A 16009-nucleotide genomic window follows, 5' to 3' on the forward strand; every position below is an offset into this window, starting at 1 on the left:
CTCAGCAAAAACATAGGTTGACGGGCGAAAGTGGGTGACTATGGCCGGCCAGTCCCCGAGGTGGATTGCGACGGCGCGCGTGCTGCGCCGGACGGGGTTCGGCGCCACCGGCACCGAAGTCGAAGCGGTGGTCGGGCGGGATTGGGCGGGCTATGTCGACGATGCGTTGAACGCCCACCCGGACGCCGACCGTGGCGCGGTCGCGACGCCGATGCCGACGTTGACTCCGCCGGAGCCACCCGGCAAAGGCGCGACGACGGCGGCGCGCGCGCACTACCGTCGTCAGCTCTCCGCCCAGAACGACGAACTGACACGGTGGTGGCTGCGCCGCATGATCGCGGTCGAGCAGCCACTGCACGAGAAGCTGACGCTGTTGTGGCACAACCATTTTGCGACTTCCGCGCAGAAGGTCCGGATCGCTGCCTACATGGCGGCGCAGAACCAGAAGCTGCGCGCCCTGGCTTTGGGTGACTTCCGCACGCTTGCCTACGCCATGCTCACCGACGCCGCGTTGCTGCGCTGGCTGGACGGGCAACTCAATACCGCGAAGGCTCCGAACGAAAACCTGGCGCGCGAGTTCATGGAACTGTTCACGTTGGGCCACAACAACGGCTACACCGAGGATGACGTGCGTGCCGGCGCGCGGGCTTTGACCGGGTGGACTATCAGCGACGGTCAAGCCGTGTTGATCGGCCGTCGCTACGACGCCAGTCCGAAGACCCTCTTCGGAGTTACCGGCAGCTTTGATGCGGCCGGATTTTGTGATGCCGTACTGGCCCAGTCAAGTTCGGCGCCGCATGTCGCCGGGCGGCTGTGGCAGCAACTGGCGTCCGACGAGCCTGCCTCGACGCAAGTGCTCGACCGACTCGTCTCGGCCTACGGCCCCAAGCGCGACCTCAAGGCGCTCACCCGCGCGATCCTCATCGACGACGAATTCACTGGCGGTCGCGCAACCGTCGTCAACACCCCGGTCGAGTGGCTCATCGGTGTGATCCGCGCACTCAAGGTCTCCATCGACGACCCGGCCCCCGGCAAGCTCGTGGAGCCGACCCTCAAAGCACTCGGCCAGCGACCGTTCTTTCCGACCGATGTCAACGGCTGGCCCAGTGGCCCGGTCTGGCTGTCCACGGCATCGGCACGCACCCGGATGCGCGCCGCGGTCACGCTGGCCCGCGCCGGCGATCTGTCGGCTCTGGAGAGCGCAGGCTCGGGTGAGCGGATCGATGCCGTCGGCCATCTGATCGGCGTTGGGGCGTGGACGGATCGCACCGTCGAGGCGCTGCGGCCGTTGGTGGGCAAGCCACCGCAGCTGGTTGCCGCGGCCGTCAACACCCCGGAGTACCTGACGTCATGAACCGCCGCAGATTTCTGATCGCCGGCGCCGGAGTCGGCGCGGTCGGCTTGCTGTCCGGCACGATGGCGGTGGGTTGGGATGAGCTGCTCCGGGCGGCCCACGAGCGACCGCTGGCCGACGACGTCGGCGTGCTGGTGATCGTCACGCTCTACGGCGGCAACGACGGGATAAACGCGCTAATCCCCTACGCCGACAACGCATATCAGGATGCACGACCAGAACTCGCCTACGCCCCAGAAGACGTACTGCACCTCGATGACCAGCTTGGCCTGAACCCCGCGATGCGCGGCCTGGCCCAGTTGTGGCAGCAACGGCAGCTGGCGATTGTGCGCGGAGTCGGTTATCCCAAACCCGATCACAGCCACTTCCGGTCGATGGACATCTGGCAGACCGCATCGCCAGCCACACCCGTACCGACCGGCTGGATCGGCCGCTGGCTGGATGCGACGGGCGAAGATCCACTGCGCGCGGTAAGTGTCGGCAGCGTGCTGCCCTTGCTTGCGGTGGGCGAGAAGCAAACGGCCGCAGCTCTTTCCACTACTACCGTGCCGGCCGGTCGGGCCGGAAAGTTCGACGCTTTCGAATCGACCATCCAGGCGCTTGGTCAAGATGATCCCACTGACACCCCCGCCATGGCCGCAGTGCGCAGGTCATATCGTGCCACCCGATCTACCGAGGCACGTTTCGCGTCGATCGCAGCGACCGAATCCGAGAACGCCTTGGCCAGTCGGCTGAGCATGGTCACTGCCGCGATCCGGGCGCGGGTGCCGACTCGGGTGTACATGGTGCACCTGGGCGGTTTTGACACGCACGCCGACGAACGCGGTACGCAGCAACGCCTCTTGCAGACGTTTGACGATGCGATCACCGGGTTCTTGCAGCAAATGGCCGCGGACCCGTGTGGGCGCAACGTGGTTGTGTTGGCGCATTCGGAGTTCGGCCGACGAGTGGCGGCTAATGCCTCACAGGGCACCGATCACGGCACTGCCGGACCGGTGTTTGTCGCCGGTGTACCCGTCACGGGAGGATTCTACGGCGAGGAGCCGAGCCTGACCGATCTCGATAACGGAGACCTGAAGTACACCACGGACTTTCGCGATATCTACCACGAGTTGCTGGTGCGCACCCTGCGCACCGATCCGACGCCGGTGGTCGGAGCCGGCCGCACGAGCCTGGGTTTCCTATAACAAGCTGACGCAGTCGCGGGCGATGGCCAACTCCTCGTTCGTCGGCACCACCAGGACCGTGATCGGCGAATCGTCGCGCGAGATCCGCCGCTCCCCGGAACCGGTAGCGTTGCGTTCGTCGTCGAGTTCGATTCCCAACTCCCCTAACCCCGCCAGCGCATCCCGACGAACGGCGACGTCATGCTCACCGATCCCCGCGGTGAAGCTGATCACGTCGGTATGACCCAGCACGGCCAGATAGGCGCCAATGTACTTGCGCAGCCGATGAATAAATACGTCGTACGCCAATTTTGCTGCTGCATCGCCTGATTGGATCATCTCCCGCAAGCGGCGGAAGTCACGCTCACCGGCCAGACCCAGTACACCGGAACGCTTGTTCAGCATCGACTCGATCTCTTCCACACCCATCTTCGCGGTGCGAAACAGGTAGCTGTAGACGCCCGCGTCGATGTCGCCGCTGCGGGTGCCCATCACCAAGCCCTCCAATGGTGTTAAGCCCATTGAGGTTTCGACCGGCCGGCCCCCCACCACCGCGGACGCCGACGCTCCGTTGCCCAGGTGCAGCACAATCTGGTTCACCTCGTCTAACGGTCGGCCCACGAACGCCGCGGCTTGTCCGCTGACATATTCGTGTGAGGTGCCGTGGAACCCATAACGACGAATGTCCCAGGTTTCAGCTAATTCCCGGTCGATGGCGTAGATCGCGGCCGCCGGCGGCAGGTGGTGAAAGAACGCCGTATCGAACACGGCGATGTGGGGAACGTCGGGCAGCAGTTTGCGCGCCACTTCGATGCCCTGCAACGCCGGCGGGTTGTGCAGGGGCGCCAGTGGCGAGAGCTCTTGAAGTTCGGCGATCACCTCGTCGTCGAGCAGGGTGGGGCGGTGAAACCGCTTGCCGCCGTGAACCACTCGATGACCGACCGCAACCAGTCCGCAGTCCTTCAGATCTATGCCGTCGTCGGCCAGCATGTCGAATGCGCGGCGCAACGCCGCATCGTGGTCGGCGACCTCCGACGACGGTTCCCCGATCTGCTCGACGGTGCCGGTGGCGCGTGAAGCACCCGAATCCGGGTCGACCAGTTGGAATTTCAGCGACGACGAGCCGGAGTTGATCACCAGCACCAGACGGTCAGTCATGGAGACCCTGTGCCTGAATCGCGGTGATTGCCACGGTGTTGACGATGTCTTCGACGAGCGCACCCCGAGACAAGTCGTTGACCGGTTTGCGTAAGCCTTGCAACACCGGACCGATCGCGATCGCTCCCGCGGACCGCTGCACTGCCTTATAGGTGTTGTTGCCCGTGTTGAGATCGGGGAAGATCAGCACGGTGGCGCGTCCAGCCACCGGCGAATCGCGCATCTTGGTAGCCGCCACCGATGGATCGACCGCCGCGTCGTACTGGATCGGGCCTTCGACAAGCAGGTCCGGCTTTCGGGAACGCACCAATTCAGTTGCCTCCCTGACCTTATCGACATCCTCGCCGGTACCCGAGGTACCGGTGGAATAGGACAGCATGGCCACCCGCGGGTCGATGCCGAACTGCCCGGCGGTGCGCGCCGAGGAGATCGCGATGTCCGCGAGTTGCTCGGGCGTCGGGTTGGGGACGATCGCGCAGTCCCCGTAGGCCAGTACACGATCCGGCAGGCACATCAGGAAAATGCTGGACACCGTGGACACGTCGGGAACGGTGCGGATGATCTCGAATGCCGGCCGGACGGTGTGCGCGGTGGTGTGCGTTGCGCCGGACACCATGCCGTCGACTATGCCCTCGTATACCATCATGGTGCCGAAATACGTTGCGTCGTTCATTATCTCGCGGGCTTGCTCCAGAGTGACGCCTTTGGCCTTGCGTAGTTCGGCGTACTGCTCGGCGAATTGGTCGTGCAGATCACTGCGCCGCGGGTCAATCACGTTCGCGTCGTCCAGGCTGACGCCGAGTTCGGCTGCGCGCAACCGGACCTGGGCTTCGTCCCCCAGGATCGTCAAATCCGCGACACAACGCTGCAGCAGGCGACCCGCGGACCGAAGTATCCGGTCATCCTCTCCTTCGGGCAGGACGATGTGCTTGCGATCTGCTCGCGCGCGCTGCAAAAGCTGATGGGTGAACATCTGCGGTGTGGTGATCGTCGGAATAGGGATGGTGAGCTGCTCGATGAGGTCCGCAACGTCGACGTGACGGTCCATCAACTGCAGCGCGGTGTCAATCTTGCGTTGCGACGAAGCGGTGACCCGCCCCCGCGTCAGCGCCGCCGCGCGGGCCGTGTCGTAGGTGCCCAGCGTGGTGGCGATGATCGGTAACCGCAGCCGTAAACCCTTTACCAGGGCCGCAATTGAGGGATGTAAGTCGAAACCACCATTGAGGACAAGGCACGACAACGACGGAAATCCTTCGGCCGCATGGGCACTGGCGACCGCAAGCACCACATCAGAGCGGTCCCCGGGGGTTATGACCGCTATGCCGTCGCGCAGCCGCTCCAGCACATGGTCGGCGGTCATGCCCGCAACCATCACTCCCGTCACTTCGCGCTCGACCAGCTGTTCGTCGCCGCGAACCGGTGTCCCGTTCACTGCCTTGGTCAGTTCGGCCACCGTCGGCGCGGCCAGCAGCGGCTCCTCAGGCAGCACATACGCGCGGGGCGTGAACTCCTGCAGCGCTTCTGCAACAGCTGCCAGCTCAGCGGGTTCGCATCGATTGGCCACCACTGCAGCGGCGTGCGCGCGTTGCGCAGCGAGCTCGGCTAGACACACTTCGACGACAGCGGCGATCTCGTCGGGCGTGCGACCCTTGGCGCGGACCGCCAGCAGCACCGGCGTCCCCAGGTTCACCGCGATCCGTGCGTTTACGGACAATTCCGCGGGGCTGCCCACGTCGGAGTAGTCGCTACCGACGATCACCACCGCGTCGCACTTCTTGGCCATTGCGTGGTATTGGTCGACGATCGTGGCGATCGCCGCGTCGCCGTCATCGTGCAGTTGCTGGTAGGACACGCCGGCACACTGCTCATAAGGCAAGTCCGCGGTCGCGTGGTCCAGCAGCAATTCGAGGATGTAGTCGCGATCCGGCCCGGGTCTGGTAATCGGCCGGAACACACCGACTTTCGCGACCGTGGCGGCCAGCCCGTGCAGCAGCCCAAGGGCGATCGTCGACTTACCGGTCTCGGATTCCGGCGCAGCGATATAGATCGCTTTCGACGAAGACTGGGTATCAGCCAAGTCGCCGCAACCTGGGGGCGAGGTCCTTCTCGAACAGCTCCAGGAACCTGCGTTGGTCATGTCCCGGCGCATGGAACACCAAGTGGTTCAGCCCCCACGTCACATACTGGCCGACCTTCTCCACGGCTTCGTCGGGGTCGGACGCGACGATCCAGCGCTTGGCGATCTGCTCGATCGGCAGCGCGTCGGCGGCCTTCTCCATCTCGATCGGGTCGTCGATGCTGTGCTTCTGTTCCGCCGAGAGCGACAGCGGCGCCCAGAACCGGGTGTTCTCCAGCGCCAGGTCCGGGTCGGTGTCGTAGGAGATCTTGATCTCGATCATCTTGTCGATGTCGTCGATGTTGCGGTCGTTGATCGCCGCGCCCTCCTTGACGGCCGGAATCAGCTTCTCGGTGTAGAGCTCCTCGCCCTTCCCGGACGTGCAAATGAAACCGTCGCCGGCACGGCCCGCATACTTGGCCACCGCGGGTCCGCCGGCGGCGATGTAGACGGGCACGCCGCCTTCGGGCACGTCGTAGATCGAGGCGCCCTTGGTGTGGTAGTACTCGCCGTCGAAGTCGACGCGGTCACCACGCCACAATTCACGCATCAGCCGCACCGACTCACGCAGCCGGGCAAAGCGCTCCTTGAACTCCGGCCAGTCGCCCTCGTAACCTGTGGCGATTTCGTTGAGTGCCTCACCGGTGCCGACGCCGAGGAAAACCCGGTTCGGGTACAGACAGCCCATAGTCGCGAAGGCTTGGGCGATGACTGCCGGGTTGTACCGGAAAGTGGGCGTGAGCACCGAGGTTCCGAGCTGGAGCCGCTCGGTGCGCTCCCCGACGGCGGTCATCCAGGCCAATGAAAACGGCGCGTGGCCGCCCTTGTGCCGCCACGGCTGGAAGTGGTCACTGACGGTGGCGCTGTCCATGCCGTGCGCTTCGGCGAGGACGGCCAGTTCGACGAGCTCACGGGGTGCGAATTGCTCAGCGGACGCTTTGTATCCGAGTTTGAGTTCAGCCACTAGTCTTTTCTACTCCTATCCACCTGGTCGCGACCCGCAGCGCCCGGCTACGCCGCGCTCGCGATCGCTCCTACCCCACCTCCTCCTACACTCTCGGTCATGGCTGGGCAGACTGAGCTGGTTCAAATCACCGAAAAGGTTCACCTCGCGCATGGCCCCGCGGTCAATTGGGTGCTGGTGCACGACGACACCGGTGTCATGCTCATCGACGCCGGCTATCCGGGCGACCGCGAGGAGGTGTTGACCTCGCTGCGCAAGCTGGGCTACGGCCCCGCTGACCTGCGTGCGATCCTGCTGACCCACGCCCACATCGATCATCTGGGCACCGCGATCTGGTTGGCCGCCGAGCATGGCACGCCGGTGTATTGCCACGCCGACGAGGTGGGTCACGCCAAGCGCGAGTACCTCGAACAGGTCAAGATCCGCGATCTGGCACTGCGAATCTGGCGGCCACGCTGGGCGGTGTGGACCGCGCACGTGGTGCGCAGCGGCGGCTTGATCCGCGACGGGATACCGACTACCCAGCCGCTGACACCCGAGATCGCCGCCGGGCTACCGGGCCACCCGCAACCCGTCTTCAGTCCGGGTCACACCAACGGCCACTGCTCGTATCTGGTCGACGGTGTGCTGGCCAGCGGCGACGCACTGATCACCGGGCACCCGTTGATCCGTGACGACGGACCACAGCTGCTGCCCGCGATCTTCAGTTACAGCCAGGAGAACTGCATCCGCACGCTGTCGCTGCTGGCCGATGTGCAGACCGAGGTGTTGGCACCGGGGCACGGGCCGTTGTGGCGCGGTCCGATTCGCGAGGCGACCGACGCCGCGTTGCGGAAGGCTCGCTAGATCCCCAGATTCTCCCGCAGCGTCGTACCGGGGTACTCGCTGCGGTACGCACCGCGCTCTTGCAGCAACGGCACTACCTTGTCGACGAATTCGTCGAGTCCATGCGGGGTCAGGTGCGGCACCAGGATGAATCCGTCACAGGCGTCGGCCTGGATGTAGCGGTCGATTTCGTCGGCGATGTGACTGGCGGTGCCGACGAACTGCTCACGGCTGGTGACCACAATGACCAGCTCCCGGATGGACAGCTTCTCCGCCTGAGCACGTTCCCGGAACCGTCGCGCCACCGCAACCGGATCGCCGTGCCGGACTCGCCCCTGGGTGATGTCGCTCTCGACGACCGGATCGAAGTCGGGCAGCGGACCGTCCGGGTCGAACTCGGATAGTTCGCGACCCCAGATCTGCTCCAGCATCCCGATGGCGGTCGCGCCGCTCACCTGCTGATGGCGGATGTGATGCGCTTTGTCGTGCGCATCGGCATCGCTGTCGCCGATCACATAGGTGGCAGCCGGGAAAACCTTGAGCTGGTTCGGATCTCGGCCATAGGACCGCGCCCGGCCCTTGACGTCGGCATAGTAGCGCTGGCCGTCCTCCAGGGAGCCGTGCAGGGTGAACAAGGCATCGGCAAAGCGGGCCCCGAATGCGCGTCCCTGATCGGAGTCACCGGCCTGCAGCAGCACCGGATGGCCCTGCGGCCCAGTCGGCAGCGTCGCGAAACCGCGCACATCGAATTGCGAACCCTGAAACTCCACACTGCGGATGCCGTCCGGGTTGACGTAGATCCCGGCCTCGGCGTCGGCCAACACGGCGTCGGGAGCCCAACTGTCCCAGAACTTTCGCGCGACGGTAACGAACTCCTCGGCGCGACGGTAGCGGTCGGCATGTGCCAGGAAGCCGCCGCGGCGGAAGTTCGCGCCGGTGAAGGCGTCCGATGAGGTCACGATGTTCCAACCAGCGCGTCCCTCGGACAGATGGTCGAGTGAGGCGAATTGCCTTGCCACTTCAAAGGGTTCGTTGAATGTTGTGTTGATGGTGCCGGTCAGGCCGATCCGTTCGGTGGCCCCGGCCAGGGCCGCCAGCACGGTGAAGGTGTCCGGCCGGCCCACCACATCCAGATCGTGGATACGGCCGCGGTGCTCGCGCAGTCGCAAACCTTCGGCCAGAAAGAAGAAGTCGAACAATCCGCGTTCGGCGGTGCGGGCAAGGTGCACGAACGAGTCGAACTCAATCTGGCTGCCGGACGACGGGTCCGTCCACACGGTGGTGTTGTTCACTCCGGGAAAGTGGGCAGCTAAGTGAATCGGCTTGCGAGTCAAGGGGTTATCCCCCACCGTCGGGCGATCAACTCGTGCGAGCGCAGCCGGTCCTCTTGGCGATAGGTCACCGAGGTCACCACGAGTTCGTCGGCGCCGCTTACCCGCTGCAGAGCCTGCAACCGTTCGGCGACCTCATCCGGGTTCCCGACGAACTGCGTCTCGAGCCGGTCCCCGACGACAGCCAGCTGCTCTTCGGTGAGCGGCGGGCAATCGTCGGGATCGGGAAATGGCATGGCGCCCACACCAGTTCGGATCGAATAGACCCAGTGACCGTAGCTGGCGGCCAGGCGGCGGGCGGTAGCGCTGTCGTCGGCCACCACGATGTCGGCTGAGATCACGACGTAGGGCTTCGCCAACTTCTCCGACGGCACGAAGGCTGCGCGGTAGGCCTCAACGGCTTCCAGCGCGGTGGCGGGCGTGATGTGATAGCTGGCGACGAACGGTAATCCGAGGGCGCCGGCGACGCGTGCGCTTTGCCCCCGGGTACTGCCGAAGATCCAGGGCGTCAGGTCGGCGCCCTCACCGGGTACCGCGTGCACGTCATAAGCCCCGGTGCGGTAACTACCCTCGAGCAAGGCGACAATGTCGCCGACCTGCTCGGCGAAATCGGGCGAAATCGCTTCGGGCTGCTGCAAAATCGCCATCGTCGCCTGCAAATTTTCCAGGTCCAGCAGGCCGCGCAGATCGAACGGCGCCGGCACCACCACCCCGTCGATTTCGTGCCGCACGCGCGGCGGCCGTGGCTTTCTGGGCGCTTTCGGCTTGTTGGAGTCAGAGCGACGCTGCCCGGACCGGCCGACACCGAGATCGATGCGCCCGGGATAGAAGGCGTCCAGCATGCCGAAGTTTTCGACGACCGCGACAGCAGTCGTGTAGCCCAACTGAACCGCGGCAGCACCCACTCGAATTCTATTGGTAGCGGCGGCAATCTGGCCGATCAGCAGCGCCGGTGACGAACTGGCGACGCCGACGAAATGATGCTCGGCCATCCAGTAACGCTTGAAACCCCACCGCTCGGCATGCTGAGCCAACTCGATGGTGTTGCGCAGCGCAGTTCGCGCGTCGCTGCCGGCGCTGATCGGCGCCAGGTCGAGGATCGACAGCGGGATCATCGTGCTGCCGCCGTGTATCTGTTGGGCGCCACCGGTAGGCCGAGTCGCTCGCGCAGCGTTTCGGCGTCCCGGTATTCGCTGCGGAACTGTGCGGCGCGCTGCAGCAGCGGCACTACCTCGTCGACAATCACCGGAAGGTCGGTAGCGTGCACGGCCGGGCGCAGTCGCGAACCGTCGATGCCGCAGCGCTGCCACCCGAGCAGCATGTCGACCAACTCCGCCGGGCTGCCCGCCCAGACCAGCGTGTCCGAGCGGAAGTCGTCCTGGCCGTGAAACGAAACCACAATGTCGGCAAAGACTTTCAAGTGTTCTCCGATCCCGCGTACCTCCTGGACGAGACTGGCAATCGACGTGTCGGTGGGCGTGATGAATACGACGTCGGCGGTATCGGCGGCGAACTCGTAGACGGGGGTCGAGTGCGCCAGCACGGCCACCACCGGCTGGCCTTGCGGTGGGCGGGGCGTGATGGACGGGCCCTTGACGGAGAAGAACTTTCCGACGAAGTCGATGTAGTGCAACTTGTCACGGTCGATGTAGCGACCGGTGGCGACGTCACGGATCACCGCGCCGTCCTCCCAGCTGTCCCATAATCTGCGTACCACATCGACGTAATCGCGGGCCTCGTCGAAAAGCTCTTCGGGATTCACCGTCCGCCGACCGAATAGCGCCGCCTCGTGCGTGGTCCCGCTGACTCTTGGTTGCCACCCCGCGCGGCCGTGTGAGACGTAGTCAAGGGTGGCAATGGATTTGGAGATATGAAAGGGCTCAGTGTGGGTGACGGTGGCGACCGGGATCAACCCGATGTGTCGGGTCGCCGGCGCGATACGCGCGGCGGTAAGCACCGCGTCGCCACGTCCGGTCAGCCGATCCGGATGTATCCGCGAGCTGCGCCCGATCTGGGGCATCAGGGTGTCGTCGATCGTCAGGAAGTCGAGCAGCCCGCGCTCGGCGGTGACCGCCAAATCAGCCCAGTAACGCCCGCTCAGCACGGACCGCCGCTCGGCGGTCAGCGCCCAGGCTCGCGTGTGCCAGCCGTAGCCGTCCAGGGCAACGCCCAGATGAAGCGTCATGTCAGCGCCTTCAGGAAAGCGATCGGAAACACCGGGCCGCGGGATGGAAGCGGTTCGGACAGCCGGGTATAGCCCGTCGACTCGTAAAGCTGTTCAGCCTCAGGTTGGCGATCGCCGGTGATGAGATACACCCTCGTGTAACCACGAACCGCGATCTCAGATTCCAGAGCCGTCAGCAGCATCCTGGCGTAGCCCCGGCGACGGTGGTCGCGGTGCGTCCAGACCCGCTTCAGCTCAGCGGTCTCGGCATCGAACCGGCAGAACGCGCCTCCTGTCACCGACTGTCCATCGAGCAACCCGACCAGCATGCCGCCGTGCGGATCCGAGAACTCGCCTTCGGGGCTATCGACGAGCCACTGCAGGTACCGATCCGGTTCGCCGCCGTAGCGGGCCGCGTACTCGTCGGCCAGCTCGAGCAGCAACGGTTGCGCCAGCGGATCGTCCAGGGCGGCCGGCACGAACCTCAGCCGGCCCTCGGTAAGAGACGTCATGATGTCGCAGTGAGGTATCTGGGCGTGAGCGCCAAGTCGCGAGGGCTGATCCGGCGGCGACTGGCCAAACCTACGGCGGCTCTCAACTCGATCAGGTCCCGATCGGTGGTCTGCCAGCCATTAGCCATCAAATTCTCTGGCACAGAACGGAATTCGGTCGTGTAGGTGAGCTTGGACAAATCGATGTCCAGGCCCTGTTGGCGCCAGCCGTCGATGAAAGCATGCCCTTCCTGCAACTGCACCGGAGTCCAGGGCAGGTGATCGGCGGCGAACCAGCTACCGGGCGCACTGACCATCGTGACATCACGCAACAACCGGTCCTGGGCATCAGGCGGCAGGTAGCCCACGAGGATGTTTTCGGCAATCCAGACCGTGCGCTGGGACGGGTCGAATCCAACCCGGCGCAGCGCGGTCAGCCAGTCGCCGCGAAGATCGACGCCCAGCGTGCAGCGATGCGTGGTCAGCTTCGCGTCGAGTCTGCGCAGCACCTGATCTTTGAAGTCGACGACACCGGGCTGATCGAGTTCGTAAACCCTTGTTCCGGGCGGCCACCACAACCGAAACGCCCGAGTGTCCAGGCCGGACCCGAGGTTGACCGCTTGACGAATCCCGGCGCGAGCGGCGCTGGTCAAAAACTCGTCCAAGAACCGGCCATGCACGGCGAGGACGTTGAGCATGCCGGACATCAATGGATTTTCTCCGCCGTCTGCCGCGTACTGCTCGTCCTCGATCACCCGGATGAAGTACTCCACGCCGGCCGCGCGCACCAACGGTTCGGCAAAGGGGTCGTTGAGTAGCCCCTTGTTGGTACCCACCGCCCTGGCGACTGCGCCGAACGTCGCCGTCATCCCTACGCCAGTAGCCGGATCCCAGGTGTCGCCGTCCTCGCGTACCATCTGGCCGGTCCTGTCAGCCGTCCGAACGACGCCGTGCGACGAGTTCGAAAACAGCGCGCCAGCCGAGTAGGAATATCGCGGTCACTGTGGACGCGACCACCACGAATGCCCCGGCCACACTGGCCGAAGTGGCCTTGCGCAGCAGCATGCCCACCACCACGGTCGACACCCACACGGTGACACCGGTGGGCGCTACCGCGGTGGGTCGCTGCCAGCCACGGGACAATAACCAGCCCAATGCCGTCCCGGTCAGAAAGGGCCAGGCCGTTGTCGCGAGACCGCTGACGGTGACGCCTTCGTCGTGACTGCGGCGGCCCAGGGCACAGAAAACCAGGACAGCAACAACATCCGTTACCAGCCAAGCCGGCCCCCGCCGCGGTTGCATACAGCGAGACTAGCGGGCCGGGGCAGGATTGAGTCATGAACACCGCTCCGACACCGCCTTCGTTCGATCCCTATGACCCGCTGGGGCTGGACGCGTCGCTGTCCAGCGACGAGATCGCGGTGCGCGACACCGTGCGGGCCTTCTGCGCCGAACATGTGACACCTCACGTGGGCCAGTGGTTCGAGGATGGCGATCTGCCGGTGGCACGCGATCTGGCCAAACAATTCGGCGAACTGGGCTTGCTGGGAATGCATTTGGACGGCTACGGCTGTGGCGGCGCGTCAGCCGTTCACTACGGCCTGGCCTGCCTGGAGCTGGAGGCCGCCGATTCCGGGATCCGATCTTTGGTGTCGGTGCAGGGTTCGCTGGCGATGTTTGCGATCTGGAACAACGGCTCGGAGGAGCAGAAGCAGCAGTGGCTACCTGGGATGGCCGCCGGCGAGTTGGTGGGCTGCTTTGGATTGACCGAACCCGACGCCGGATCCGACCCGGCCGCGATGACGACCCGGGCACGCCGCGACGGCTCGAATTGGGTGCTCAACGGCCGCAAGATGTGGATCACCAACGGTTCGATCGCCGATGTCGCGGTGGTGTGGGCGGCCACCGACGACGGCGAATCTCGCGGGATTCGCGGGTTCATAGTGCCGACCGAGACCGCCGGATTCAGCGCCAACACCATCCACCACAAACTGTCGCTGCGGGCATCGGTCACCAGTGAGTTGGTGCTCGACGACGTGCGGTTGCCCGCAGATGCGATGCTGCCCGGCGCTGCCGGCCTGAAGGGACCGTTGGCGTGCCTGTCGGAGGCGCGGTACGGCATTGTGTGGGGGTCGATGGGTGCAGCCCGTTCGGCGTGGCAATCCGCGCTCGAGTACGCGACCCAGCGCACCCAGTTCGGGCGCCCGATCGCCGGATTCCAGTTGACGCAGGCCAAGCTGGTCGACATGGCGGTCGAATTGCACAAGGGGCAGCTGTTGTCGCTGCATCTGGGCCGCCTCAAGGACAGCGTGGGCCTGCGCCCGGACCAGGTCAGCTTCGGCAAACTCAATAACACCCGCGAGGCCATCGAGATCTGCCGGACGGCTCGAACCATATTGGGCGGCAACGGAATATCGCTGGAATTTCCGGTAATCCGGCACATGGTCAACCTGGAGTCGGTGCTGACTTATGAGGGCACGCCGGAAATGCACCAGTTGGTCCTGGGCCAAGCATTCACCGGACTGGCCGCCTTCCGGTAGAACACACGTTATGGTGCGTCGCATCGCGGGACTGACCTTGGCTCTGCTGATCGTGGCCGGTTGCGGTTCGGCGCGGTTGGGACCGCCGACTTCGTCGTCCGCCGCTGACGGCAGCCCGGCGGCCAAAGCCGATGCGGTGATGCGGATCGTCCGCGACTTGATGACGCAGGCACACCTGCGGGCGGCGATCGTACGGGTGACGGTCGCCGGAAAGGAAGTGGTGACGCAGGCCGCCGGCGATTCGATGACGAGTGTGCCGGCGACTACCACCATGCATTTCCGCAACGGGGCGGTCGCGATCTCCTACGTATCGACATTGCTGCTCAAACTTGTCGACGAGCAGAAGGTGAGCCTGGAGGACAAGCTGTCGAAGTGGCTGCCCGACTTCCCGCACGCCGACCGGGTTAATTTGGGCCAGTTGGCCCGGATGACGTCGGGCTATCCCGACTACGTAATCGGTAACGATGCGTTCAGTAACGAGTCATATGCAAATCCGTTCCGGCATTGGACAACTCAGGATATCCTCGCCCAGATCTCTTCTCGGCCACTGCTTTACGAGCCAGGAACGAACTGGAACTATGCCCACACCAACTACGTGCTGCTCGGGTTGGCGCTGGAAAAGGCCACCGGCCAAGACATGCCGTCGTTGCTGCAGTCCAAGGTGCTCGGTCCGCTGGGGCTGACCGCCACTGCCAATTCCGAGACGCCCGACATACCGTCGCCCGTCCTGCACGCCTACAGCTCCGAGCGTCGCGAATTCCTGAAAATCCCTGCGGGAGTGCCGTTCTACGAGGAGTCGACGTTCTGGGATCCGTCCTGGACCATTACGCATGGCGCGATCCAGACCACCACCATCTACGACATGGAGGCCACCGCGGTGGGCATCGGGTCGGGTCGACTGTTGACGGCCGACTCCTACAAGAAGATGGTGTCGACCGAACTGCGCGGCAAGACGCGGACCCAACCGGACTGCCCAACCTGCTTCGAGCAGAGCGATGGCTACACCTATGGTCTGGGCATCGTGATCTCCGGAAAGTGGCTGATGCAGAACCCGCTGTTTTCCGGAGAGGCCGCCGTGGAGGCGTACCTGCCGTCGGAGAAGGTCGCGATCGCCGTCGCCGTCACGTATGCACCAGAGGCCTTCGACAGCCAGGGCAACTACACCAACCAGGCCGACATCCTGTTCCGCAAGATCGCCGCCGAGGTAGTCCCTCACGAGGCTCCGCCCATGCCGCCCGGAAGGTAACCGATGAAACTTATTGCACGCCTTGTCTTTGCTGTTGCCCTATCGGTGTTCGCGGCTCCGGCAGCATGGGGTGATACCGGACTGCCGCCAATGAATAGCACGGGGAGCGGGCCGGTGGTGGGCGGCGGCGCGAATGCTGCGATAGCCAAGCAGCTGTTCAGCTTTCACGACCCCAATATCCAAGAGGTCGACGGCTCCGACGCGGCCCAATTCATCACCGCCGCAGCCGCTCTCACAAACCGTGACCTTGCCACCGTCTTCCAGCCGTTGGAGCGGGCGCTTGGCTGCCAGACCAACGGATCCGGATTCGGGGCACGTGCCTACCGACGCGCCGACGGCCAATGGGGCGGCGGCATGCTGGTGATCGCCAAGAGCACCGTCACCGACGTCGAAGCCCTGAAGGCTTGCGCGAAGAACAGTTGGCGCCGGGCGACGGTGGGCACACCGACATCGATGTGCAACGCCGGCTGGTCCTACCCTCCCTACAGCGATACCCGCCGCGGCGAGGGCTATTTCGTCCTGTTGGCCGGATCCAACTCGGACTTCTGCGGACCGCCGAATGCAAACTTCCGGGGCACCGCCGACTCCACCGGTTGCGCCATCTCCACCTTGGACACCCGCCGAGGACGCGTTCACCCCGTGCCCGCCGGTACC

The 16009-nt window shown here is 64.9% G+C and carries 15 protein-coding genes; 6 read left to right on the forward strand and 9 right to left on the reverse strand.

Going from position 1 to position 16009, the window contains the following annotated elements:
• The first annotated feature begins 40 nt into the window (after positions 1-40).
• Both A5634_RS20850 and A5634_RS20855 read left to right on the forward strand, forming a co-directional pair.
• A complete protein-coding gene (locus tag A5634_RS20850) occupies positions 41-1354 on the forward strand; it encodes a DUF1800 domain-containing protein (RefSeq protein ID WP_065145920.1) in 1314 nt (437 codons plus the stop codon).
• Positions 1351-2541: a DUF1501 domain-containing protein gene (locus A5634_RS20855; protein ID WP_065145921.1), complete on the forward strand. Its 1191-nt coding sequence runs from the start codon at positions 1351-1353 to the stop codon at positions 2539-2541. The genes A5634_RS20850 and A5634_RS20855 overlap by 4 nt, the downstream gene beginning before the upstream one ends.
• On the opposite strand, the gene A5634_RS20860 is transcribed toward A5634_RS20855, so the two are convergent.
• The 3 genes from A5634_RS20860 to fgd are packed head-to-tail and all read right to left on the reverse strand — an operon-like array spanning position 2536 to position 6758.
• Entirely contained in the window at positions 2536-3678 is a 1143-nt protein-coding gene (locus tag A5634_RS20860; protein WP_065145922.1) for an acetate kinase, read from the reverse strand. The genes A5634_RS20855 and A5634_RS20860 overlap by 6 nt on opposite strands.
• Positions 3671-5755 (reverse strand): phosphate acetyltransferase, encoded by a 2085-nt coding sequence (gene pta, locus A5634_RS20865; protein WP_065145923.1) that lies wholly within the window; start codon positions 5753-5755, stop codon positions 3671-3673. The genes A5634_RS20860 and pta overlap by 8 nt, the downstream gene beginning before the upstream one ends.
• A complete protein-coding gene (gene fgd, locus A5634_RS20870) occupies positions 5748-6758 on the reverse strand; it encodes a glucose-6-phosphate dehydrogenase (coenzyme-F420) (RefSeq protein ID WP_065145924.1) in 1011 nt (336 codons plus the stop codon). Before fgd ends, pta begins: the two co-directional genes overlap by 8 nt.
• A 99-nt stretch (positions 6759-6857) precedes the next feature.
• Here fgd and A5634_RS20875 point away from each other — a divergent pair, with 99 nt between their 5' ends.
• Positions 6858-7604: an MBL fold metallo-hydrolase gene (locus A5634_RS20875; protein WP_065145925.1), complete on the forward strand. Its 747-nt coding sequence runs from the start codon at positions 6858-6860 to the stop codon at positions 7602-7604.
• Here the strand turns inward: A5634_RS20875 and A5634_RS20880 are convergent.
• The 6 genes from A5634_RS20880 to A5634_RS20905 are packed head-to-tail and all read right to left on the reverse strand — an operon-like array spanning position 7601 to position 12871.
• Positions 7601-8917 carry an NtaA/DmoA family FMN-dependent monooxygenase gene (locus tag A5634_RS20880; protein WP_065145926.1) on the reverse strand — a complete coding sequence of 439 codons (1317 nt, stop codon included), beginning with the start codon at positions 8915-8917 and terminating at the stop codon, positions 7601-7603. The genes A5634_RS20875 and A5634_RS20880 overlap by 4 nt on opposite strands.
• The gene (locus A5634_RS20885; protein ID WP_065145927.1) at positions 8914-10029 is read right to left on the reverse strand and encodes an LLM class flavin-dependent oxidoreductase; all 1116 of its coding nucleotides are present in this window, start codon (positions 10027-10029) and stop codon (positions 8914-8916) included. The genes A5634_RS20880 and A5634_RS20885 overlap by 4 nt, the downstream gene beginning before the upstream one ends.
• Positions 10026-11099 carry an LLM class flavin-dependent oxidoreductase gene (locus A5634_RS20890; RefSeq protein ID WP_065145928.1) on the reverse strand — a complete coding sequence of 358 codons (1074 nt, stop codon included), beginning with the start codon at positions 11097-11099 and terminating at the stop codon, positions 10026-10028. Before A5634_RS20890 ends, A5634_RS20885 begins: the two co-directional genes overlap by 4 nt.
• Entirely contained in the window at positions 11096-11590 is a 495-nt protein-coding gene (locus tag A5634_RS20895) for a GNAT family N-acetyltransferase (RefSeq protein WP_065145929.1), read from the reverse strand. The genes A5634_RS20890 and A5634_RS20895 overlap by 4 nt, the downstream gene beginning before the upstream one ends.
• Entirely contained in the window at positions 11587-12486 is a 900-nt protein-coding gene (locus tag A5634_RS20900) for an SAM-dependent methyltransferase (protein WP_065145930.1), read from the reverse strand. Before A5634_RS20900 ends, A5634_RS20895 begins: the two co-directional genes overlap by 4 nt.
• 13 nt (positions 12487-12499) lie before the next feature.
• Positions 12500-12871: a DUF3054 domain-containing protein gene (locus A5634_RS20905; RefSeq protein WP_065145931.1), complete on the reverse strand. Its 372-nt coding sequence runs from the start codon at positions 12869-12871 to the stop codon at positions 12500-12502.
• 35 nt (positions 12872-12906) lie between these two features.
• Between A5634_RS20905 and A5634_RS20910 the strand changes: the two genes are divergently transcribed.
• The 3 genes from A5634_RS20910 to A5634_RS20920 form a co-directional block, all read left to right on the forward strand.
• Positions 12907-14109 (forward strand): acyl-CoA dehydrogenase, encoded by a 1203-nt coding sequence (locus A5634_RS20910; protein ID WP_065145932.1) that lies wholly within the window; start codon positions 12907-12909, stop codon positions 14107-14109.
• Between the two features lie 10 nt (positions 14110-14119).
• Entirely contained in the window at positions 14120-15355 is a 1236-nt protein-coding gene (locus A5634_RS20915; protein WP_065145933.1) for a serine hydrolase domain-containing protein, read from the forward strand.
• A 3-nt stretch (positions 15356-15358) separates the two neighbouring features.
• On the forward strand, positions 15359-16009 hold a 651-nt coding region (locus tag A5634_RS20920; RefSeq protein WP_253861799.1), incomplete at its 3' end, for a hypothetical protein.

Source organism: Mycobacterium asiaticum (genome assembly GCF_001673365.1).
Classification (GTDB): Bacteria; Actinomycetota; Actinomycetes; order Mycobacteriales; family Mycobacteriaceae; genus Mycobacterium; species Mycobacterium asiaticum_A.

Bases quoted from the DNA above. Each gene is read 5' to 3' on its own strand.
- A5634_RS20850 (WP_065145920.1), top strand. From the start codon at position 41: ATGGCCGGCCAGTCCCCGAGGTGGATTGCGACGGCGCGCGTGCTGCGC.
- A5634_RS20855 (WP_065145921.1), top strand. From the start codon at position 1,351: ATGAACCGCCGCAGATTTCTGATCGCCGGCGCCGGAGTCGGCGCGGTC.
- A5634_RS20860 (WP_065145922.1), bottom strand. From the start codon at position 3,678: ATGACTGACCGTCTGGTGCTGGTGATCAACTCCGGCTCGTCGTCGCTG.
- A5634_RS20875 (WP_065145925.1), top strand. From the start codon at position 6,858: ATGGCTGGGCAGACTGAGCTGGTTCAAATCACCGAAAAGGTTCACCTC.
- A5634_RS20885 (WP_065145927.1), bottom strand. From the start codon at position 10,029: ATGATCCCGCTGTCGATCCTCGACCTGGCGCCGATCAGCGCCGGCAGC.
- A5634_RS20890 (WP_065145928.1), bottom strand. From the start codon at position 11,099: ATGACGCTTCATCTGGGCGTTGCCCTGGACGGCTACGGCTGGCACACG.
- A5634_RS20895 (WP_065145929.1), bottom strand. From the start codon at position 11,590: ATGACGTCTCTTACCGAGGGCCGGCTGAGGTTCGTGCCGGCCGCCCTG.
- A5634_RS20900 (WP_065145930.1), bottom strand. From the start codon at position 12,486: ATGGTACGCGAGGACGGCGACACCTGGGATCCGGCTACTGGCGTAGGG.
- A5634_RS20905 (WP_065145931.1), bottom strand. From the start codon at position 12,871: ATGCAACCGCGGCGGGGGCCGGCTTGGCTGGTAACGGATGTTGTTGCT.
- A5634_RS20910 (WP_065145932.1), top strand. From the start codon at position 12,907: ATGAACACCGCTCCGACACCGCCTTCGTTCGATCCCTATGACCCGCTG.
- A5634_RS20915 (WP_065145933.1), top strand. From the start codon at position 14,120: ATGGTGCGTCGCATCGCGGGACTGACCTTGGCTCTGCTGATCGTGGCC.